We start from the raw sequence: 19,608 nt of genomic DNA on the forward strand, positions 1-19,608 counted from the left end.
GGCGGCGTCTAGCGTGGCGGGCATGGACGAACTCCAGGTGAGCGGGGGCGGCGGCCCGGGGCGGTGGTGGCGGCACGGGCCGCCGTGGCTGCGCCGCTGGGCGGACGACGAACCGCGGGCGGCCCGATGGCCCTGGCGGTCCACCCTGCTGCTCACCGCCTTCGTCCTCGCCGGCTCCACCTTCGCGGCCCACGCCCAGGAGGCCGAGCGGGCCCCGCTCGACCCCTTCGCGCGCGCCCTGCTCCTCGTCGCCTGCGGCCTCCTGCTGTGGCGTCACCGGTACCCGGTGGCCGTCGTCTTCGGCACCTCGGTCGCGGTCGCCCTCTACCTGGGCGCCGGATACCCGTACGGCCCGGTCTTCTTCACCGTGGCCGTGGCCTGCTTCGGCGCCGTGGTCGCCGGGCACCGCCGGGCCGCCTGGACGGCCCTGGGCATCCTGTGCGCCGTCCATCTGCTGGTCGCGCACTGGCTGTACCGATGGCTGCCGCCGTCCGGGGACACACCGGCCTCCTTCGGGCAGGAGATCGTCGTCACCGGCTGGCTGGTGGCGATCGTGGCGGTCGCGGAACTGGCCCGGACCCGGCGCGAGCAGTGGGCCGGGGAGCGGGCCGAACGCGCGCGGGCGGCCCGGCGGCGCGCCGACGAGGAACGGCTGCGGATCGCCCGCGAGCTGCACGACGTCCTCGCGCACAGCCTCTCCGTCATCAACGTGCAGGCCGGCGTCGGCCTCGCCCTCCTCGACTCGGACCCGAACCAGGCCCGTACCGCCCTCACCACCATCAAGTCCGCCAGCAAGGAAGCGCTCGGCGATGTGCGCCAGGTGCTCGACACCCTCCGCGCGCCCGGGGCCGCGCCGCGCGCTCCGGCGCCCGGCCTGGACCGGCTGCCCGAACTGGTGGAGCAGGCGGCCCGCGCCGGCCTCACCGTCGACGTCCTGGGGGAACCGCCCCGGCTGCCGCCCGGCACCGACCTCGCCGCCTTCCGGATCGTCCAGGAGGCCCTCACCAACGTCGTACGGCACTCCGGTTCGCGTCACGCGCGCGTGCGGCTGGAACGGGCGGGCGGGACGGTGCGGCTGCGCATCGACGACGACGGCCCGGCCACCGGCGCGGACGCGGGCGGCAGCGGCAACGGACTCGCCGGAATGCGGGAGCGGGCCGCGGCGCTCGGTGGCACGATCGAGGCGGGGCCGCGCCCCGACGGCGGGTTCCGGGTGCTCGCCGAACTGCCGGCCGAGGGGGAGGACCAGTGATCCGCGTACTGCTCGCCGACGACCAGTCGTTGGTCCGGGCCGGGTTCCGGGCGTTGCTCGACGCGCAGTCCGACATCGAGGTGGCCGGGGAGGCCGCCGACGGCGAGGAGGCGGTGCGCCGGGTGCGCGCGCTGCGGCCGGACGTCGTCCTGATGGACATCCGCATGCCCCTGCTCGACGGACTGGCCGCCACCCGCCGGATCACCGGTGACGAGGCGCTCGCCGAGGTCAAGGTGGTCATGCTCACCACCTTCGAACTCGACGAGTACGTCTTCGAGGCGATCCGGTCCGGCGCCTCGGGCTTCCTGGTGAAGGACACCGAACCCGACGAACTCCTGCGCGCCGTACGGGCGGTGGTGGCCGGGGACGCGCTGCTCTCACCGGGGGTGACGCGCCGGCTCATCGCCGAGTTCGCCGCCCGCTCCAAGGAGCCCGCCGCGGCGGACGAGCTGGGCCGGCTGACCGAGCGGGAGCGGGAGGTGATGGCCCTGGTCGGCATCGGCCTGTCCAACGAGGAGATCGCCCGCCGGCTGGTCGTCAGCCCGCTCACCGCCAAGACCCACGTCAGCCGCGCCATGGTGAAGCTGGGCGTCCGCGACCGGGCCCAACTGGTCGTCCTGGCCTACGAGTCGGGGCTGGTGCGCCCGGGCTGGCTGGGCTGAGGCCGCTGCCGGAAGGCGACGAGCACGGACACCACCCGGACCACGAACACCACGGGCGCGAGCACCGGCGCCGCCCGTGCCAGGAACCTCTCCGCCAGGTGGGGGAGCGGGAGGAGCAGGGCCGGACCGGCGAGCGCCCCGAAGGTCACCGCCGCCACGAACGCCGCGCTGGCCAGCGCGTATCCGATCTCCACGGTGACCGCGTCCCGTTCGGCCTGTGTGCGCCGCCCCCCGTACCCGCTCATGCACCGAGTCTCACAGCCGGGCGCCCGGCGGGGCAACAGACCCCGCCGGGCGCACTTCAGGAAGACGTCGAGACGCTCCCTAGTCGCGAACCGCCACCGACTGCGAAGGCGCCTTTGTCTCCGCTTCCACGGACTTGGCCACCACGACCGAGCCCTGTCCGCGCCGGGTGCGCAGTCCGGTGAGCGTCACGAGGAAGCCGACGGCGGCGACGGCCGTCACCACCGCCAGGCCCGGGCGGTAGCTGTCCAGGACGGCCTGCGGAGTGGGGTCGGCCGGGGCGCCCGCGGTCACCACCGCCGTCACCACGGCGAGGAAGATCGCCCCGCCCACCTGCACGGAGGTGTTGAGCAGCCCCGAGACCATGCCCTGCTCGTGGTCCGGCACGCCGTTGGTGGCCTGGATGTTGAGCGAGGGGAAGACCAGCGCGCACGCCGCGCCGATCAGCAGCATGCTGGGCAGGATCACCGCCGCGTACACCGGGTCGAGATCCACGCGCAGGAACAGCGCGTACCCGGCGACCATCAGGGCGAAGCCCGCCGCGATCAGCCGTGGCGTGCCGAACCGGTCCACGACCGAGCCCACCTTGGTCGAGGAGATCGCCACCAGCGCGCCCGCCGGCAGGAACGCGAGCGCCGTGTGCAGCGCCGACCAGCCCAGCAGCGACTGCATGTAGAGCGTGGCGAGGAACTGGAAGCCGACATAGCTGCCGAAGAAGGCCATCGCGCCGAGCTGGGCGCGGACCTGGCTCCCGGAGCGCAGTACGCCGAGCCGGATCAGCGGTCCGGCGGAGCGCCGTTCGACCAGGACGAAGACGGTCAGCAGGACGGCCACGGCCAGGAACGACAGCAGCGTACGGGCGGAGGTCCAGCCGGCTTCCGGCGCCTGTACGACGGTGAAGACCAGCAGCAGCATCGACGCGGTGCCGAGGACGGCGCCGGGGACGTCGTAGCCGTTGTGGTTCCGTTCGCGGTCGCTGCGCGGGAGCAGCTTCAGGCCCGCCACCAGCGCGATGAGGGCGATCGGCGCGGGAAGCAGCATGGTCAGGCGCCAGCTGGCCTCGGTGAGCAGACCGGACAGGACCAGGCCCATGGAGAAGCCGGTGGCGGCGCAGGTGGTGTAGATGGACAGGGCGCGGTTGCGCAGCGGACCCTCGGGGAACGTCGTGGTGATGATCGACAGGCCGGCCGGGGCGGTGAAGGCCGCGCTCAGGCCCTTGATGAAGCGGCTGGCGATCAGCAGGGGACCGGAGTCGACGAGCCCGCCGAGCAGCGAGGCCAGCGCGAAGACACCGAGGGCGACGAGGAAGACCTGGCGGCGGCCCAGCAGGTCGGCGGCGCGGCCGCCGAGGAGCAGCAGGCCGCCGTAGCCCAGGATGTAGCCGCTGACGATCCATTGCAGCGTCGAGGTGGACAGGCCGAGGTCGGAGCCGATGGACGGCAGGGCGACGCCGACCATCGACACGTCCAGCGCGTCCAGGAACATCGCGGCGCACAGCACCAGCAGGGTGCCCCACAGCCGGGAGGTCCAGCGCACCGCCGAGGAGGGGGCGGCGGGGGTGGTGAGCGGAGAGGTCATGCCGCAGACAGTACATGCGTATGCATCGAATGCAAACGCATTTAATTCCGCTGCAATAATTTCGATTCTCTGCTACGGTGCGGCCATGGCGGCGAAGAAGGCAGGGGCCGGGCAGCCCGATGAGGCCGATCAGGCACTCGTGGAGCAGTGGCGGGACATGCTGGCGCTGCACGCGCGCACCCACTGCGAACTCGACCGCGCGCTCCAGCGGCACGGCCTGTGCGCAAGCGACTTCGAGGTGCTCGACGTGCTCGCCGCGACTGCCGTGACCGCCGCGCCGGGCGCCGTGTGCAGCTACCGCGTCCAGGAGATCGCCGAGCGCGTCCACCTCAGCCAGAGCGCGTTGTCCCGGCTGATCGCCCGGCTGGAGAAGGACGAACTCGTGGAGCGCGGCATGTGTCCCGAGGACCGCAGGGGCGTCCGGGTGGCGCTCACCGGAAAGGGGCGCGCGCTGCACGGCGACGTCCTGCCCGTGCAGCGCGCGGTGTTGACGCGGATGCTCGCCCGCCCGGAGACCGACGTCAGATGACGGCGGACCGCTCCCGCCACAGGGCCGCGAGCGACGCGTCCCCCGTCACCTCGGGGAACGGCGACCGGTTCCACAACGCCAGGTAGAGCAGGCCCGCCGGCCCGGAGATCTCGCAATCGGCCTCCCCGTCGGCGCCTCGCTCCGTCGCGGGCGGCTCGGGCGACAGCCGTACGGTCCATACGGCGCCGCCGGTGGCGTCGTCCGCGCCGGTCGTGCCCGCCGTACCGGCCGTATCCGCCGTATCCGCCGTATCCGCCGTACCGGCCGTGTCCGTCGTGTCCATCGTCCGGATCCGCAGGACCTTGGGTCGTTCGGTGCGCACCCGGCTCCTGGTGCGTGCGTGGAATCCGCCGAGCAGTTCGTCGATCCCGTCGGCCGCGAAGCCGGCGCCGATCCCGGCGGCGATCGCCTCCGGCGTGCGGCCGAGCGCCGACTCGGCGTCCGCCCGGTGCACGGCCGTCTCGTGCGCCTGCCGCCTCGCCCAGAACGCGAGCGGCGAGGACGCGGGCAGGAAGTGCCAGCAGTCCACGTCGGGCGGGGCCGACGCCAGTGTGTCGACGAGTCGGCGATGCCCCTCGCGGAACCACTCCAGCAGCTCGGCGCCGTCCAGGTCCGGCCGGCCTTCCTCCTGGTGGTAGGTGGTGCGGCCCTCGGCCACGAACGACGCGGCCCAGCGGTGCACCATGCCCGTGTGCCGCAGCAGGTCCCTGACCTGCCACTCCGGACAGGTCGGCACCTTGGCGTCGGACCCGGCCCCGGCCGCCGCGTCGGCCAGCGCCCGCCCTTCCCGGTCGAGGATGCGGATGAACTCGGAGGTCTCCATGGGGGTGAGTCTGCCGGACGGGGAGCGGGCCGCCGTCGTGAACGCCCGCCTCAGCCCGCCCGTCGCGTGCCCAGGCCGATCAGCGCGGCCAGGCCCGCCAGGGCGGCCACGCTGGTGAGGGCGACGGAGAGGGAGAGCCACTCGGCGAGGAAACCGATGGCGGGCGGGCCCAGGAGCATGCCGCCGTAGCCGAGGGTGGAGGCGACGGCCACCCCGCTGGGCCCGGCCAGCGTGCCCGCGCGCTCGACGGCCACCGGAAAGAGGTTGGCCAGCCCGAGCCCCGTGATCAGGTACCCCAGCAGAGCCGCCCAGAGCGCCGGGGCCAGGGAGCCGAGCAGCATCCCGGCCGCCGCGACGGAACCGCCGATCACCACCGTACGGGTGCGGCCGAACCGTTCGAGCAGCGTGGTGCCGGTCAGCCGGCCGAGGGTCATGGCGAGCGCGAAGCAGGAGTAGCCGAGGGCCGCGGCACCGGCCGAGCTGCCCAGATCCTGCTGGAGATGGAGCGCGCCCCAGTCGGCGAGGGCGCCCTCGCCGTAGGCCGTGCAGAGGGCGATGAGCCCGAACACGACGACGAGCCGCCGGGTGCGGGGATCGAGGCGGTCGGAGCCCGTACCCGGTACCGCCTTGCCGGGCCGGGCCCCCGTGCGCTCGTCCGGCGGCCGGGGCGGGGCCTGCCGCAGCAGCGGGGGTCCGGCGAGGGCCGTGACGAGCAGGCCGATGATCCCGAGGCCGAGCAGATGGCGGGTGGGGGAGAGGGAGCCCGCGACCAGCCCGCCCAGCCCGGCGCCGATCATGCCGCCCAGGCTGAAGGCCGCGTGGAAGGTGGGCATGATCGGCCTGCGCAGCGCGCCGACCAGATCGACGGCGGCGCTGTTGAACGCGACGTTGATCCCGCCGTAGGCGCTGCCGAACACGAACAGGGCCGCGCCGAGCGCCGGGACGGAGTGGGTCAGCGGGGGCAGGGTGACGCTGAGGGAGAGCAGCACCGCGCAGACGACCGTGACCGGATGGCTGCCGTAGCGCCGGCACAGCCGGCCGGTCAGCGTCATGGTGACGACCGCTCCCGCGGACACACCGAGAAGGGCCAGTCCGAGGGCGCCGGCCGAGGCGCCGGTCTGCTCCTTGATGGCGGGGATGCGGACGACCCAGCCGGCGAAGACGAAGCCGTCGAGGGCGAAGAAGGCGGTCAGGACGATCCGGAGACGGGTGAGGTCGGGGCCCGGCACGACGTTGTGCGATCGGGTTTTGTTTATTTGCGGCACAAAGTCAGGCTAGGTGCGGCCGCGGGCCGGGGCAAGGGAGCGTGGGCGGGGGCGGGTGGGCCCCCGCGCCGTTCGGCCGTCGGGGTGGACCGGCGGGACCCCGCGCGAAACCGGTCGAAGGGCCGTTCGATCCGCACAGGTGACCTCGAACGAGCTTGATTGCCGCCTGACTTGGTGTTTTAGAGTGGGTTCATCTGTCCTGGAGTCCCCGGAAACCGTGAGGTACACGCGAACCATGCCGACTGAAACGTTTGAGTTCCAGGTAGAGGCCCGTCAGCTGCTCCAGTTGATGATCCATTCGGTCTACTCGAACAAGGACGTCTTCCTGCGCGAACTCGTCTCCAACGCCTCCGACGCGCTGGACAAGCTGCGCCTGGCCGCGCTGAAGGACGACACGCTCGGCGCCGACGTCTCCGACCTGCACATCGACATCGAGACCGACGGCGAGGCCCGCACGCTCACCGTGCGGGACAACGGCATCGGGATGTCGTACGACGAGGTGGGCCGGCTGATCGGCACCATCGCCAACTCGGGCACGGCGCAGTTCGTGAAGGAGCTGCGCGAGGCGCAGGACGCGGGCGGGGCCGAGGGGCTCATCGGGCAGTTCGGCGTCGGCTTCTACTCCGGCTTCATGGTCGCCGACGAGATGACCCTGGTGACCCGGCGCGCCGGCGAGAGCCAGGGCACCCGCTGGTCCTCGCGCGGCGAGGGCACCTACACGCTGGAGACGGTGGAGGACGCGCCGCAGGGCACGTCGGTCACCCTGCACCTCAAGCCGGCGGACTCCGACGACCAGCTGCACGACTACACCTCCGCCTGGACGATCAAGGACATCGTCAAGCGGTACTCGGACTTCATCACCTGGCCGATCCGGACCGTCCCCGGGAAGACCGACGGGGACGCCGCTCCCGAGCCCGAGACGCTGAACTCGATGAAGGCCCTGTGGGCGCGCTCGCGCGAGGAGGTGTCCGACGACGAGTACCACGAGCTGTACAAGCACATCAGCCACGACTGGCGCGAGCCGCTGGAGACGATCCGGCTCCAGGCGGAGGGCACCTTCGAGTACCAGGCCCTGCTGTTCGTCCCCTCGCACGCCCCGCACGACCTCTACACGCAGGGCTACAAGCGCGGTGTGCAGCTGTATGTGAAGCGCGTCTTCATCATGGACGACTGCGAGGCGCTGCTGCCGCCCTACCTGCGCTTCGTCAAGGGTGTGGTCGACGCGGCGGACCTCTCGCTGAACGTCTCCCGCGAGATCCTCCAGCAGGACCGCCACATCCGGATGATGCAGCGCCGGCTGACGAAGAAGATCCTCTCCACGGTCAAGGACACGATGACCGCGGCCCCGGACCGCTACGCCACGTTCTGGCGGGAGTTCGGCTCGGTCCTGAAGGAGGGGCTGCTCTCCGACTCCGACAACCGCGAGACCCTCCTCGCCGTCGCGTCGTTCGCGAGCACGCACGCCGACGACGAACCCACCACGCTGGCGGCGTACGCGGAGCGGATGAAGGACGGCCAGGAGGACATCTACTACCTGACCGGCGAGACCCGCGAGAGCATCGAGAACTCCCCGCACATGGAGGCGTTCCGGGCCAAGGGCATCGAGGTCCTGCTGCTCACCGACCCCGTCGACGAGGTCTGGGTCGACGTCGTGGGCGAGTTCGACGGCCGCCGGCTGCGCTCCGTCGCCAAGGGCGAGGTCGACCTCGGCACGCAGGACGGCGAGCAGGGCGACGGCGAGCGGGAGAAGCGGAGCGAGGAGTACGCCGGGCTGCTCGGCTGGATGAAGGAGACGCTCGGCGAGGACGTCAAGGAGGTCCGCCTCTCGTCCCGCCTCACCGTCTCCCCGGCCTGCATCGTCTCCGACGCCCACGACCTCACCCCGGCGCTGGAGAACATGTACCGCGCGATGGGGCAGGAGGTGCCCACGGCCCAGCGGATCCTCGAACTCAACCCCGGTCACCTGCTGGTGAAGGGCCTGAACCAGGCGTACAAGGAGCGTGAGGACCGCACCGAACTCGCGGAGACCGCCGAGCTGTTGCACGGTCTCGCGGTGCTCGCCGAGGGCGGCCGGCCGAAGGAGCCGGGACGGTTCGTGAAGCTGGTGGCGGACCATCTGGAGCGCTCGCTGTAACGCCTCGGGGCCGGGCAGGAGGCCTCCTCCTGCCCGGATTCTTCACCGGCCGCACACCCCGCCTCCTAATTGGTTGACTCAATCAACTAGGCCTACGATGCTGCGCAGTCGTGCCGGCTCGCGTCCCCCCACGGAGGCCCCACCATGCCCCATGCCCCTTCGCGGCCCGCCGAGGCGGGGGAGCCCCTGTCGGGCGGCGATCTCGTGGTGACGGGGGAGTCCATACCGGGCGACGATTCCGTGGTCACGGGGGAGTCCGTGCCGGGCGGCGATCCCGAGACGCCGGCGGAGTCCATACCGGCCGGCGATTCCGAGACGCCGGGGGAGCCCGCGGCGCCGCGGACCGGTTTCCTCGTCGCCGTGCTGGCCTTTGCCGTCGCCGCGTTCGTTCCGGGACGGCGGCAGGGGAAGGGGCGGCCGCGACGGCAGCTGCCGGCGGGCGGTCCGGCCGCCGCGCCGGCCTCGAAGGACGGGCGGGCAGCCCCGGAGTGGCGGGCTGTGGATGCGGCAGTCGTCCCGGAGCGGCGGCCCGTGGATGCGGCAGTCGCCCAGGAGGGGCGGGCCGTCGGAGCCGCCGTGGCCGTCCCGCTCGCCCGCGCCGTGGCCGAACTGGTCGCGGTCGTACCGGGGTTGGCCGACGGCGGACGGGCAGGCGGTCACGCCGTGCGTGGACAGGTCCGGGGCGCGGAGGACGTACCCGTGTGCGGGGCCTCCGTCACGCTGATCTCGCCGGGCGGCCGCCAGGTGGGCCGCGCGCTCGCCGGGGCCGACGGCCTCTACTCCGTCGAGGCGCCGGGGGAGGGCACCTACGTCCTCATCACCGCCGCCGACGGTCATCAGCCGCAGGCCGCCACCGTGGTCGTCGGGGCCGCGCCGGTGACGTACGACGTACTGCTCAGCGGCACCAGCGGGCTGGCCGGCGCGGTGCGGTCCGCGGACGGCGGGGCGCCGGTCGCCGGGGCGGTGATCGTCGTCACCGACGTCCGCGGCGATGTGCTGGCCACCGCGCGGACGGACGGCTCGGGCGAGTTCTCCCTCGCCGAACTGGTGCCCGGGGCGGTGACCCTGGCGGTCGGCTCGCCCCGGCACCGGCCGCTGGCCCTTCCCGTCGAGATCGGCGCCACCGGGATCACCCGGGTCGACGTCGCCCTGCGCCCCGGCGCGCAGGTGCGGGGCACGGTGCGCGGCGCGGGCGCCCCGCTGGCCGACGCGCGGGTCACGCTGACGGACGCCGCCGGCAACGTCCTCGCCACCGCCACGACCGGGAGCGACGGGGCGTACGCCTTCTCCGACCTGGACGACGGTGAGTACACGGTCATCGCCACCGGCTACCCGCCCCGCGCGACCGGGATCACCCTCGGCGGCGCCGACCGGGACGCCCACGACATCGAACTCGCCCACACCGGCGACTAGGACCTGTCCGGTCGATCAAGTCGCAGGAAAGCGACGGCACCTTGCAGCACGGCCGAGCGGGGTCGTGGGGGCCCCTCCCGCTCGAGCGAAGCCGAGAGTGGGGGAGCGTGCAGCTGCAAGGCGGAGGAGGGCGTCGACGCGGTGGGGGCACCCCCGGCCGGAGGCTGGGGGGCGTCGGCAACCGACGACAACGCCGCTGGGGGTCCCCCCTCTGGGGGAGTGCGTGCCAGACCCCGCGTCTGCGGCATGATCGGCCGGACAGGTCCTTAGGCCCGCACGCTCGCCGCGTTGTCGGGATCACACGCACCGGACGCCGCGAGCCGGACGGGACTTTGCGGACACGGCCTGGCGCCCGGCCCGCGGCCTCCTCGGACCCGGGTGCCGCCATGACTGTTCGCATGCTTGAAGTTGCTCGAAGAATGCCTCAATCTTGCAGTAACAGTCATCGCTGTGAGGGGTGAGGCATGACGTACGTCGAGGACGAGCTGGCCGGCCAGCCCGAGTGCTGGACCCGGGCCGCGGCCGAAGCCGACCGGTACAAGGGGGAGTTGCCGTCGCCGGGCGAGCGGGTCGCGGTCGTCGGCTGCGGCACCTCCCTCTTCATGGCCCAGGCCGCCGCCGCCCTGCGCGAGGACGCGGGCCACGGCGAGACCGACGCCTTCGCCGCCTCCGCCTTCCCCCATGGACGCGCCTACGACCGGGTCGTCGCCCTCACCCGCTCGGGCACCACCACCGAGGTGCTCGACCTGCTCTCCCGGCTGCGCGGACGCACCCGTACGACCGCGATCACCGCCGACCCGCACACCCCGGTCGTGCGGGCCGCCGACCAGGTCGTGGTCCTCGCCTACGCCGACGAACGCTCCGTCGTGCAGACGAGGTTCGCGACCACGGCGCTCACCCTGTTCCGCGCCCACGTCGGCCTGCACACGGACGCCGTCGTCACCGACGCCCGCACCGCGCTCACCGAGCCGCTGCCCGAAGGGCTCGTGGACTGCGGGCAGTTCACCTTCCTGGGACACGGCTGGAGCACCGGTCTGGCCAACGAGGCCGCGCTGAAGATGCGCGAGGCCGCCCTGGCCTGGACCGAGGCGTACCCCGCGATGGAGTACCGGCACGGCCCCCTCAGCATCAGCACCGCCGGCACGGCCACCTGGATGTTCGGCGAGGCTCCCGACGGCCTGGCCGCGCAGGTGCGGGCCACCGGCGCGTGGTGGATCCCCGGCACGCTGGACCCGCTCGCCGAACTGGTCCGCGCCCAGCGGCTGGCCGTGGCCCTCGCCGCCGCCCGCGGCCTCGACCCGGACCGGCCCCGCCACCTCACCCGCTCGGTGATCCTCTGACCGGTCCACCAGGAGCTGCCGTGCCCCTCACCACCACCGGCGAACTGGTCGCCCGGGCCCGCGCGGCCCGCACCGCCGTCGCCGCCTTCAACATCATCACCCTGGAACACATCGAGGCGGTCGTCGCCGGTGCCGAGGCCGCCCGCGCGCCCGTCGTCCTCCAAGTCAGCGAGAACGCCGTCGCGTTCCGCGGCGGCCGGCTGCTGCCGCTGGCCCGCGCCGCCGCCGTCGCCGCCGAACACGCCGCCGTGCCCGTCGCGTTGCACCTCGACCACATCCACAGCGCGGCCCTGCTCGACCAGGCCGTGGACGCCGGATTCAGCTCTGTGATGTACGACGCCTCCCGGCTGCCGTACGACGGAAATCTCGCGGCGATCCGGGCCGCCGTCGACCGGGCTCACGCCCAAGGACTGTGGACCGAGGCGGAGTTGGGGGAGATCGGGGGCAAGGGCGCCCATGCGCCCGGCGCCCGCACCGACCCCGCCGAGGCCTGCGCGTTCGTCGCGGACTCGGGTGTGGACGCGCTGGCCGTGGCCATCGGCAGCGTCCACGCGATGACCACCCGCACCGCGACCCTCGACCACGCGCTGCTCGGACGTCTCGCCGCGGCCCTCGACGTGCCGCTCGTCCTGCACGGCTCCTCCGGAGTCCCGGACGACGAGCTGACCGCCGCCGTCACGGGCGGCATCACCAAGGTCAACGTCGGTACCGCCCTGAACCAGGCCATGACCGGCGCGATCCGGGAACACCTCACCAACCACCCGGAAGCGGTCGACTCCCGCACCTATCTGAGCGCGGCCCGGGAGGCGATGGCGCGGACCGTGGAGCGGATCACCCGGCTGCTCAGTCCTTCCTGACAGCCCGCAGGACCACGAACTTCCGGTCCCCGGAGACCAGTTCGCCGTTCCCGAACAGCCGCTTCAGCTTCACGTGGTAGCCGAGGTGACGGTTGCCCACCACCCACAGCTCGCCGCCCGGCCGCAGCACCCGCCGCGCCCCGCTGAACATCCGCCACGCCGTCGCGTCCGTCGTCGCCTGGTGCGAGTGGAACGGCGGGTTGTTCAGCACGACGTCCACACTGTCGTCCGGTACCCCGTCCAGCCCGTCACCGACCCGGAACTCGGCGTGCCCCGGCACCCCGTTGGCCTTGTACGTCGCCTCCGCCGAGGCCACCGCCTGGAACGACTCGTCCGTGAACAGCACCTCGGCCGCCGGGTTGGCCAGCGCCACCGCCGTACCGACGATCCCGTTGCCGCAGCCCAGGTCGACGACCCGGCGGGTGCCGCTGGTCGTCGGCAGGTGCTGGAGGAAGAACCGGGTGCCGATGTCGAGACGGTCGGCGCAGAACACCCCCGCGTGGTTGACGACCGGACGTCCCGAGAGGGCGCGGCCGAGGTCGCCGGGCAGGTCGTAGGCGTACGGCCACGGGCTGGCGTGGCGCGGCCGCGACGGGTCCGGGGTGCAGTGGATCAGCCGGGCCTTCTGCTCGGCGAGCGAGGTCCGGGTCGGGCCGATGATCCGCTCGAACAGCCGCAGCGTCGAGGTGTGGATCTCCTTCACCATCCCGGTGCCGACCACGACCGTGCCCGGGTGCACGGCCGGCGCCAGCCGCAGCAGCTGGTCCTCCAGCAGGGCGAGGCTCTTCGGCACCCGCACCAGGAGCACGTCGATCCGCTCGGGCACCGGGTCCTGGGTGGTGAGCAGCCGGACCGAGCCGGGCTCGACGCCGGCCCGCGCGAGGTTGGCCCGGGTCGCCTCCTGCCCCAGCCAGGAGTCGGTGATCTGCGTCGGGCGGTACGCCGCGAGCGCCGTGACCAGCGCCCCCCAGCGGTCGCCGAGCACCACGACCGTGCCGGTCAGCGGGACGTCCTGCGCCGCCAGGTGTCTGAGCAGGTAGGAGTCGGAGGCGTCCCAGGCGCGCAGCCGGTCACGTGGATCCTCGGGGTGGCGGGCCAGCGAGACCTCGCCCCACGGCGTCGTCATACGGTCGTTCATCGTGGGTCAAGGCTAGCCGAGCCGCAGCTCAGACCCGGTGGGGCAGGATGGTCCCATGGACGGCGAACTGTTTCCCAGGGAACGCCTCCAGGTCGCGCCGGGCGCGGTGCACCTGCCCGACTGGCTGGACCCGGCGGACCAGCGCGAGCTGCTCCGCTCCTGCCGGCAGTGGGCGCTCCCGCCGGCCGGACTGCGCACGGTCCGCACCCCCGGCGGCGGCACGATGACCGCCCGCCAGGTCTGCCTGGGCTGGCACTGGTACCCGTACGCCTACGCCCGCACGGTCGCGGACGGGGACGGCGCGCCGGTGAAGCCCTTCCCGAAGTCGCTGGGCGAACTGGGGCGGCGGGCGGTCGCCGACGCGCTCGGCCCGGAAGCGCAGGCGGAAGCGCAGGCGCAGATGGAGATGCAGGAGACGCAGGCGTACGACATCGCGTTGATCAATTTCTATGACGGGGACGCGCGGATGGGTATGCACCGCGACGCCGACGAGCGCTCCGACGCGCCGGTGGTCTCCCTCAGCCTCGGCGACACCTGCGTCTTCCGCTTCGGCAACACCGAGACCCGCACCCGGCCCTGGACCGATGTGGAACTGCGCAGCGGCGACCTGTTCGTCTTCGGCGGGCCGTCCCGCCGGGCCTACCACGGAGTGCCCAGGGTGCTGCCCGGAACGGCCCCCGCCGCGCTGGGCCTCACGGGACGGCTGAACGTCACCTTGCGGGTCAGTGGCTTCCCCGACGCCGGCTGAGGAACGGATCATGGGAGACTCCCCCTCATGAGCGGCAAGGCGGACCCCCGGCCGGCGGGGGAAGGGATCACCTCGAGAGCGCGGCTGGACCGGGGGCGTGGTGCGCTCGGGCCCGCGCTGGAGCTGGTGCACACCGGGCGGGCGCCCACCCGGGCGGTGCTCACCGCCGAACTCGGTGTCACCCGGGCGACGGCCGGCGCGGTCGCCGCCGAGCTGGAGGCACTGGGCCTGATCCGGGTCGACGCCCGGCCCGGCGCCGCCGCCGGCTCCCAGGGCCGCCCCTCGCACCGGCTGGACGTCGCCGAGGACGGGCCGGTCGCGCTGGCCGCCCAGGTGCACGCCGACGGGTTCCGGGCCGCGCTGGTCGGGCTCGGCGGGCGGATCGTCGCCACCACCCCGAGCTGCGAGACCGTGGACGAAGACCCGGCGAAGGTGCTCGGCGCGGCCGTCGACGCCGGCGCGGAGCTGTTGCGGCGGACCGGGCGCCGGTGCGTGGGCGCCGGACTCGCCGTGCCGTCCGCCGTGGCCGAACCCGAGGGTCTGGCACTGAACCCGCTCCACCTGGCCTGGCCGGTGGGCGCGCGGGTGCGGGAAACCTTCGCCGGCTGCGTCCGGGACGCCGGGATCACCGGGCCCGCCTTCGCGGGCAACGACGTCAACCTCGCCGCCCTCGCCGAACACCGGCACGGCGCCGGACGCGGCGCCCGCGATCTGCTGTGCGTGGCCACCGGCCACCGGGGCGTCGGCGGCGCGCTCGTCCTCGACGGCCGGCTGCACACCGGCAGTTCGGGCCTCGCCCTCGAAGTCGGCCATCTCACCGTCAACCCCGAGGGCCGCCCCTGCCACTGCGGCAGCCGCGGCTGCCTCGACGTCGAGGCCGACCCGCTCGCCCTCCTCACCACGGCCGGACGCGACCCCGGCCCCGAGGGCTCCCTGCTTCAGCAGGCCAACGAACTGATCCGCGAGGAGTACGCCGACCCCGTCGTCCGCACGGCCGCCGAGGCCCTGATCGACCGGCTCGGACTGGGTCTGGCCGGCCTGGTGAACATCCTCAACCCCGACCGGATCATCCTCGGCGGTCTGCACCGCACCCTCCTGGACGCCGACCCCGACCGGCTGCGCGCCGTCGTCGCCGACCGCAGCCTGTGGGGCCGCAGCGGTGGGGTTCCGATCCTGGCCTGCTCCCTCGACCACAACAGCCTGGTCGGCGCGGCCGAGGTGGCCTGGCAGCCGGTGCTGGACGATCCGCTGGCGGCGCTCGGTCAGGTCTGAGGGCACTGGGGGGGGGAACCCGGCCCGGCCCACCGACCGGCTGTCCGCCCGCGCTGACCGTGACGCCCGCGCTGACCGCGATCGGCACCGTGCGGCCGGTCGGCGAGGCCGTCGGCACGGCCGTACCGGCACCGACCACCGCCGCGTACCGGATCCGCATGGTCCACCCCCGCGACAGAACCTCTCCCCGGACCCTTGCCCCCTCCGACTACCAGCCGCGTGCCGCCGCCGACAGCCGCTCGCGGACCCTCAGCACATCGGGATTGGCGTCGGCGCCCGGGCGCTGGACGAGGAACAGGGTGTTGAGCGGCGGCTCCTCGGGCGCGTGCAGCCGGGCGAGCCGGCCCGTGTCCAGGTACTCCTGGCACAGCGAGTGCGGCAGGACGCTGTAGCCGGCGCCCGCGTTGACGGCGGACAGCACCGCGTAGAGGTTCGGCACGGTGACCGCGGCCCGCGCGGTGAGCTGTTTGCCGAAGACGTTGCGCCAGTAGCGGCGGGCGATCGGCAGGTCCTCGGCGTAGGTGACCAGCGGGACGTCCCGCAGCGCGGCGCACAGGTCACCGGCCTCCGGATGCGCGGCCACCCGTCGTGCCCAGGCGGGGGAGGCGACCAGGACGTACTCCTCGTCGGCCAGCGGCGCCGACTCCAGGGCACGGCCGCGCGGCCGCCGGGTGGCGATCACCAGGTCGTGCCGCCCGCCCCGCAGCTCCTCCAGGAGCGGCTCGGTCAGCCCCTGGGTGACCCGCAGCTCCAGCCCCTCGGCGACCAGCGGGGCCAGCGCGGGCAGCACCCGCACGCACAGCAGCTCCGACGGCCCCGCCAGATGCACCGGCGCGGTCTGCCCGGACAGCGGACCGCCGCCCTCCAGCGCGGCCAGCGCGTCGAGGGGCCCGGCGACCTGGCCCGCGAGCTCGTGCGCGGGCGGGGTGGGCTCCACGCCCCGGGGCAGCCGGGTGAACAGCTCGCGCCCGGTCTGCTGCTCCAGGGTGCGGATCTGTGCCGTCACCGTGGGCTGCGACAGCCCCAGCTGCGGGGCGGCCGCCGTGAAGGAGCCCGAGCGGTACACGGCCAGGAAGGTGCGCAGCAGGTTGAGGTCGGCGCGGGCCGGGAGCTGCCGGCCGGGGTCGGCCAGAAGTGCGGCGAGCTCCGGGGTCCGGTTCTTCATGCCCACCAGCGTAGACGCCCGCCCCATCGGAGTCCCGATGGCAGGCATTGCCCCAACTATTGGTTTCCCGATGAAAGCCGCGCGTACGGTCGAAGACGTCCACGGCCCCGCCGCACGGACCGCTCCCTCCGAAAGGCACCCCGATGACCACGCAGAACGCGATCGAATGGCCCGAGAAGTACCTGCCCGGCACCGGCGACAACTTCGTCTCCAACGAGGTGATCGTCCAGGGCCCGACCGCGGCCGCCGTCTGGCACCACCTGACCGACACCTCCGAGTGGGAGGGCTACTACGACAACGTCGCCGACATCTCCTTCCCGCAGGGCGGCGGACCCGAGCTGAAGGACGGCCTGGTGTTCAGCTTCGGCACGTTCGGCTTCCCGCCCCTGGACGCGCGCGTCGTCCGCTTCCAGGCCCCCGCCGAGGGCGTCCCCGGCCGGCTGTCCTGGACCGCGCGGCAGGACGGCACCCCCGAGGAGCGCCTCGACGTGCTGCACGCCTGGCTGGTCGAGGACCTGCCCGGCGGCCGGGTCCGCATCCTGACCCAGGAGACACAGATCGGGCAGCCTGCCGCCGCACTGGCCGCCGAGCGTCCGAACCCCATGCTCAACGGCCACCAGGCCTGGCTGGACGGCCTCGTGCGCGCCGCGGCGCAGTAGGTTGACATCATGACCGACAAGACCACTGTGAGTGTCCTGGGAACCGGCATCATGGGCGCGGCGATGGCCCGCAGCCTCGCCCGCGCCGGACACACCGTCCGCGCCTGGAACCGCACCCGCGCCAAGGCCGAGCCGCTGACGGCCGACGGCATCGAGGTCGTCGGCACGCCCGCCGAGGCCGTGCGGGACGCGGACGTGGTCCTGACCATGCTCCACGACGGCCCCGCCGCACTGGAGGTCATGCGCGAGGCCGCACCCGCCCTGCGCCGGGGTGCCGTCTGGGCGCAGTCCACGACCGCCGGGATCGAGGCGATCACCGGCCTGGCCGCCTTCGCGGGCGAGCACGGCCTGGTGTTCTTCGACGCGCCCGTGCTGGGCACCCGCCAGCCCGCCGAGGCCGGTCAGCTGACGGTCCTGGCGGCCGGCCCGGCCGCGCACCGGGACGCGGTGGCGCCCGTCTTCGACGCGGTGGGCGCCCGCACGGTGTGGACCGGCGAGGACGGCGGCGCGGGCAGCGCGACCCGGCTGAAGCTGGTGGCCAACAGCTGGGTCCTCGCGGCCACCGCCGCGGCCGGTGAGGTGCTCGCCCTGTCGCAGGCCCTGGGCGTCGACCCGGAGGCGTTCTTCGGGCTGATCGCCGGCGGCCCGCTCGACATGGGCTATCTGCGCGCCAAGACGGGCCTGGTGCTCGACGAGCGGTTGTCGCCCGCTCAGTTCGCCGTGACGACGGCGGCCAAGGACGCCCGGCTCATCGTCGAGGCCGGCCGGGCGAACGGCGTCCGCCTCGATGTGGCGGCCGCGACCGCCGACCGTATGGAGCGCGCCGCCGCGCAGGGCCACGGCGACGAGGACATGGCCGCCGCCTACTTCGCCAGCTTCGACGAGAAGGCCTGACGCGCACCGGCCGGTCGGCCGGGTGGCCGCGCCGTCAGTCCGGGACGGCGCGGCGCGGCCTGGCGACCAGCTCGCCCCCGCAGTTGGGGCAGACGCCCCGCATCTGCGCGCCGCACGGCACGCAGAACGTGCACTCGTAGGAGCAGATTAGGGCCGGTGCCCCGGGCGGCAGCGCGGCGGTCGTGCAGCGCTCGCAGCGGTCGCGCATCTCCAGGGCCATCGCGTCCAGCTCCTCGTGCGTGGGGTGACCTGACGCGTCCCATCCTCGGCGCGCCCCGCTCGCACGGCAGTGCCGCGCCGGGACAGAACCCGACACGATCGGGCCACCCCCGGCCGGGGGGCCGGGGCGCCCGATCGGACACGACCCCAGGCCGGTACGTCCCCGAGCGCGGTCCGCACGGCCGTCACCCCTGAGGGCCCCCGGGGAGGGCGCCCCGCCCCGGCGCGGACAGGTGCAGGACCTGGAACAGGTCGCCGTCCGCCTTCGGCGTGGCGTGCTCCCACAGCGAGAAGTGCACGGTCTCCCAGCGGCTGGTGTCCACGGCCGCCGCGGCGAGCACCGCGCCGTCCTCCCGCGCCAGCCGCCCGGCCTCCGCCACCGCCTCCCGCGCCACCTCGGACAGCACCACCCCGTCCGGCACCGGCCGGCGCCGCCGTACGGCGAACCGGGCGGGCGCACCCGTGGCCACGCCCTCGTGGTGGGCCAGCCCGGTCCACTGCCGGACCACCGGGCGCCCGAAGTCGTCGCTCAGCCCCTGGAACGGGCCTCCCCAGAGGAAGGCGTTCATGCCCTCCACGGTGTTCCACAGGTAGAACGGCGCGTACTGGTTCACCGGCGAGCCGTGCACCCCGCGCTCACGCACCAGGTACGCCTTGATCCCGAGGCCCTCCCAGTCGTCCAGCAGATGCCCGACACGGGCCACGCGCGCGCGGACGACGCCCATGTCGTAGTCGGCGGGCAGCGTCAACTCGTACTGCATGGCATGCATGTCGGGCCTCCTAGACGGCGGAGCGGGGTGCGAGCAGGCCGAGCAGGCCCCGGACGCCCGCGTCGAAGTCGGCGGGCGAGCCGGAGGCGCGGGCCAGGACATAGCCGCCCTGCACGGTGGCGACGACGGTCGCGGCGATCGCCTCCCCGTCCAGCTCGGGGCCGAACTGCCCCTGCTCCTTGCCCTCTTCGACGATCCCGGCGAGCTGTTCACGGAGCCAGTCGAGGGTCTCGTCGACCGGCTCGCGCAACTCCTCGCTCGCGACGACGTCCGGATCCATCGTCAGCCGCCCGATCGGGCAGCCGCGCAGCACCTCGCGCTCGCGCGTCAGGTACGCCTCGATGCGCTCGTACGGGGTGCCCGGCCCGTGGAGCACTCCCGCGGCACCGGCGCGCAACTCCTCGGCGGTCCGCCGGATCGCGGCCAGCGCGAGATCGGGCTTGCCCTTGAAGTGGTGGTACATGCTGCCCTGCCCGGCGCCCGCCCGCTCCAGGATCGCCTTGGGGCTGGTGCCCACGTACCCGCGTTCCCAGAGCAGTTCCCGGGTGGACTCGATCAGTCGCTCCGACGTCGTCATGAAGCCACTGTACATACTAGTAGTTACAGAAACGGGAGGGCGCGAGAGAGGGCACGAGAGGGAGCACGGG

Annotated in this window: 19 protein-coding genes and 1 pseudogene; 11 read left to right on the forward strand and 9 right to left on the reverse strand. The window is 73.7% G+C overall.

Annotation, left to right across the window (positions count from 1 at the left end; all coding sequences use genetic code 11):
• Positions 1 to 22: 22 nt before the first annotated feature.
• Positions 23 to 1,252, forward strand: coding sequence for a sensor histidine kinase (locus IE275_RS17090; protein ID WP_189712170.1), 1,230 nt, complete (start codon positions 23 to 25; stop codon positions 1,250 to 1,252).
• Positions 1,249 to 1,914 carry a response regulator transcription factor gene (locus IE275_RS17095; protein ID WP_189712171.1) on the forward strand — a complete coding sequence of 222 codons (666 nt, stop codon included), beginning with the start codon at positions 1,249 to 1,251 and terminating at the stop codon, positions 1,912 to 1,914. Before IE275_RS17090 ends, IE275_RS17095 begins: the two co-directional genes overlap by 4 nt.
• On the opposite strand, the gene IE275_RS17100 is transcribed toward IE275_RS17095, so the two are convergent.
• Together IE275_RS17100 and IE275_RS17105 are read right to left on the reverse strand one after the other, a co-directional pair.
• The gene (locus tag IE275_RS17100) at positions 1,875 to 2,159 is read right to left on the reverse strand and encodes a DUF6332 family protein (RefSeq protein ID WP_189712172.1); all 285 of its coding nucleotides are present in this window, start codon (positions 2,157 to 2,159) and stop codon (positions 1,875 to 1,877) included. The two genes, IE275_RS17095 and IE275_RS17100, sit on opposite strands and share 40 nt — an antisense overlap.
• A 79-nt stretch (positions 2,160 to 2,238) precedes the next feature.
• Positions 2,239 to 3,735, reverse strand: coding sequence for an MFS transporter (locus IE275_RS17105; RefSeq protein ID WP_189712173.1), 1,497 nt, complete (start codon positions 3,733 to 3,735; stop codon positions 2,239 to 2,241).
• A gap of 85 nt (positions 3,736 to 3,820) precedes the next feature.
• Here IE275_RS17105 and IE275_RS17110 point away from each other — a divergent pair, with 85 nt between their 5' ends.
• Entirely contained in the window at positions 3,821 to 4,264 is a 444-nt protein-coding gene (locus IE275_RS17110) for a MarR family winged helix-turn-helix transcriptional regulator (protein ID WP_189712174.1), read from the forward strand.
• Here the strand turns inward: IE275_RS17110 and IE275_RS17115 are convergent.
• Both IE275_RS17115 and IE275_RS17120 read right to left on the reverse strand, forming a co-directional pair.
• Positions 4,257 to 5,087, reverse strand: a complete 831-nt coding sequence (locus IE275_RS17115; protein WP_189712175.1) for a maleylpyruvate isomerase family mycothiol-dependent enzyme — start codon at positions 5,085 to 5,087, stop codon at positions 4,257 to 4,259. The two genes, IE275_RS17110 and IE275_RS17115, sit on opposite strands and share 8 nt — an antisense overlap.
• A 50-nt stretch (positions 5,088 to 5,137) precedes the next feature.
• Positions 5,138 to 6,316, reverse strand: a complete 1,179-nt coding sequence (locus tag IE275_RS17120) for an MFS transporter (RefSeq protein ID WP_189712176.1) — start codon at positions 6,314 to 6,316, stop codon at positions 5,138 to 5,140.
• A 271-nt stretch (positions 6,317 to 6,587) separates the two neighbouring features.
• Here IE275_RS17120 and htpG point away from each other — a divergent pair, with 271 nt between their 5' ends.
• From htpG to IE275_RS17140, 4 genes and pseudogenes are all read left to right on the forward strand, one after another.
• Entirely contained in the window at positions 6,588 to 8,486 is a 1,899-nt protein-coding gene (gene htpG, locus IE275_RS17125; protein ID WP_189712177.1) for a molecular chaperone HtpG, read from the forward strand.
• A 474-nt stretch (positions 8,487 to 8,960) separates the two neighbouring features.
• Positions 8,961 to 9,899 (forward strand): annotated as a pseudogene (locus IE275_RS47230) (MSCRAMM family protein); the annotation flags it as partial.
• Between the two features lie 464 nt (positions 9,900 to 10,363).
• Complete coding sequence (locus IE275_RS17135; protein WP_189712179.1) at positions 10,364 to 11,239, forward strand: SIS domain-containing protein; 876 nt, start codon at positions 10,364 to 10,366, stop codon at positions 11,237 to 11,239.
• A 20-nt stretch (positions 11,240 to 11,259) separates the two neighbouring features.
• Positions 11,260 to 12,096, forward strand: a complete 837-nt coding sequence (locus tag IE275_RS17140) for a class II fructose-bisphosphate aldolase (RefSeq protein WP_189712180.1) — start codon at positions 11,260 to 11,262, stop codon at positions 12,094 to 12,096.
• Here the strand turns inward: IE275_RS17140 and IE275_RS17145 are convergent.
• Positions 12,083 to 13,222: a methyltransferase gene (locus tag IE275_RS17145; protein WP_189712321.1), complete on the reverse strand. Its 1,140-nt coding sequence runs from the start codon at positions 13,220 to 13,222 to the stop codon at positions 12,083 to 12,085. The two genes, IE275_RS17140 and IE275_RS17145, sit on opposite strands and share 14 nt — an antisense overlap.
• A gap of 67 nt (positions 13,223 to 13,289) precedes the next feature.
• On the opposite strand from IE275_RS17145, the gene IE275_RS17150 reads away from it, so the two are divergent.
• Both IE275_RS17150 and IE275_RS17155 read left to right on the forward strand, forming a co-directional pair.
• A complete protein-coding gene (locus IE275_RS17150; RefSeq protein WP_189712181.1) occupies positions 13,290 to 13,982 on the forward strand; it encodes an alpha-ketoglutarate-dependent dioxygenase AlkB family protein in 693 nt (230 codons plus the stop codon).
• A 27-nt stretch (positions 13,983 to 14,009) separates the two neighbouring features.
• A complete protein-coding gene (locus IE275_RS17155) occupies positions 14,010 to 15,254 on the forward strand; it encodes an ROK family protein (protein ID WP_189712182.1) in 1,245 nt (414 codons plus the stop codon).
• A 208-nt stretch (positions 15,255 to 15,462) separates the two neighbouring features.
• Here IE275_RS17155 and IE275_RS17160 read toward each other — a convergent pair whose 3' ends face one another.
• Positions 15,463 to 16,419: a LysR family transcriptional regulator gene (locus IE275_RS17160; protein ID WP_189712183.1), complete on the reverse strand. Its 957-nt coding sequence runs from the start codon at positions 16,417 to 16,419 to the stop codon at positions 15,463 to 15,465.
• A gap of 143 nt (positions 16,420 to 16,562) precedes the next feature.
• Between IE275_RS17160 and IE275_RS17165 the strand changes: the two genes are divergently transcribed.
• Both IE275_RS17165 and IE275_RS17170 read left to right on the forward strand, forming a co-directional pair.
• Entirely contained in the window at positions 16,563 to 17,078 is a 516-nt protein-coding gene (locus IE275_RS17165) for an SRPBCC family protein (RefSeq protein ID WP_189712184.1), read from the forward strand.
• A 9-nt stretch (positions 17,079 to 17,087) separates the two neighbouring features.
• A complete protein-coding gene (locus IE275_RS17170) occupies positions 17,088 to 17,972 on the forward strand; it encodes an NAD(P)-dependent oxidoreductase (RefSeq protein WP_189712185.1) in 885 nt (294 codons plus the stop codon).
• Between the two features lie 34 nt (positions 17,973 to 18,006).
• Here the strand turns inward: IE275_RS17170 and IE275_RS17175 are convergent, their stop codons facing one another.
• From IE275_RS17175 to IE275_RS17185, 3 genes are all read right to left on the reverse strand, one after another.
• On the reverse strand, positions 18,007 to 18,192 hold the full coding sequence (locus tag IE275_RS17175) for a DUF1272 domain-containing protein (RefSeq protein ID WP_189712186.1): 186 nt from the start codon (positions 18,190 to 18,192) through the stop codon (positions 18,007 to 18,009).
• A 184-nt stretch (positions 18,193 to 18,376) separates the two neighbouring features.
• Positions 18,377 to 18,961, reverse strand: coding sequence for a DUF4865 family protein (locus tag IE275_RS17180; protein ID WP_189712187.1), 585 nt, complete (start codon positions 18,959 to 18,961; stop codon positions 18,377 to 18,379).
• Between the two features lie 10 nt (positions 18,962 to 18,971).
• Positions 18,972 to 19,538: a TetR/AcrR family transcriptional regulator gene (locus IE275_RS17185; protein WP_229870304.1), complete on the reverse strand. Its 567-nt coding sequence runs from the start codon at positions 19,536 to 19,538 to the stop codon at positions 18,972 to 18,974.
• Between the last annotated feature and the right edge of the window lie 70 nt (positions 19,539 to 19,608).

The sequence above is a fragment of the Streptomyces phaeofaciens genome, from assembly GCF_014648915.1.
Taxonomy (GTDB): domain Bacteria; phylum Actinomycetota; class Actinomycetes; order Streptomycetales; family Streptomycetaceae; genus Streptomyces; species Streptomyces phaeofaciens.

Bases quoted from the DNA above. Each gene is read 5' to 3' on its own strand.
- IE275_RS17170 (WP_189712185.1), top strand. From the start codon at position 17,088: ATGACCGACAAGACCACTGTGAGTGTCCTGGGAACCGGCATCATGGGC.
- IE275_RS17180 (WP_189712187.1), bottom strand. From the start codon at position 18,961: ATGCATGCCATGCAGTACGAGTTGACGCTGCCCGCCGACTACGACATG.
- IE275_RS17110 (WP_189712174.1), top strand. From the start codon at position 3,821: ATGGCGGCGAAGAAGGCAGGGGCCGGGCAGCCCGATGAGGCCGATCAG.
- IE275_RS17160 (WP_189712183.1), bottom strand. From the start codon at position 16,419: ATGAAGAACCGGACCCCGGAGCTCGCCGCACTTCTGGCCGACCCCGGC.
- htpG (WP_189712177.1), top strand. From the start codon at position 6,588: ATGCCGACTGAAACGTTTGAGTTCCAGGTAGAGGCCCGTCAGCTGCTC.
- IE275_RS17115 (WP_189712175.1), bottom strand. From the start codon at position 5,087: ATGGAGACCTCCGAGTTCATCCGCATCCTCGACCGGGAAGGGCGGGCG.
- IE275_RS17175 (WP_189712186.1), bottom strand. From the start codon at position 18,192: ATGGCCCTGGAGATGCGCGACCGCTGCGAGCGCTGCACGACCGCCGCG.
- IE275_RS17100 (WP_189712172.1), bottom strand. From the start codon at position 2,159: ATGAGCGGGTACGGGGGGCGGCGCACACAGGCCGAACGGGACGCGGTC.
- IE275_RS17105 (WP_189712173.1), bottom strand. From the start codon at position 3,735: ATGACCTCTCCGCTCACCACCCCCGCCGCCCCCTCCTCGGCGGTGCGC.
- IE275_RS17165 (WP_189712184.1), top strand. From the start codon at position 16,563: ATGACCACGCAGAACGCGATCGAATGGCCCGAGAAGTACCTGCCCGGC.
- IE275_RS17090 (WP_189712170.1), top strand. From the start codon at position 23: ATGGACGAACTCCAGGTGAGCGGGGGCGGCGGCCCGGGGCGGTGGTGG.
- IE275_RS17145 (WP_189712321.1), bottom strand. From the start codon at position 13,222: ATGACGACGCCGTGGGGCGAGGTCTCGCTGGCCCGCCACCCCGAGGAT.
- IE275_RS17155 (WP_189712182.1), top strand. From the start codon at position 14,010: ATGAGCGGCAAGGCGGACCCCCGGCCGGCGGGGGAAGGGATCACCTCG.
- IE275_RS17185 (WP_229870304.1), bottom strand. From the start codon at position 19,538: ATGACGACGTCGGAGCGACTGATCGAGTCCACCCGGGAACTGCTCTGG.
- IE275_RS17150 (WP_189712181.1), top strand. From the start codon at position 13,290: ATGGACGGCGAACTGTTTCCCAGGGAACGCCTCCAGGTCGCGCCGGGC.
- IE275_RS17135 (WP_189712179.1), top strand. From the start codon at position 10,364: ATGACGTACGTCGAGGACGAGCTGGCCGGCCAGCCCGAGTGCTGGACC.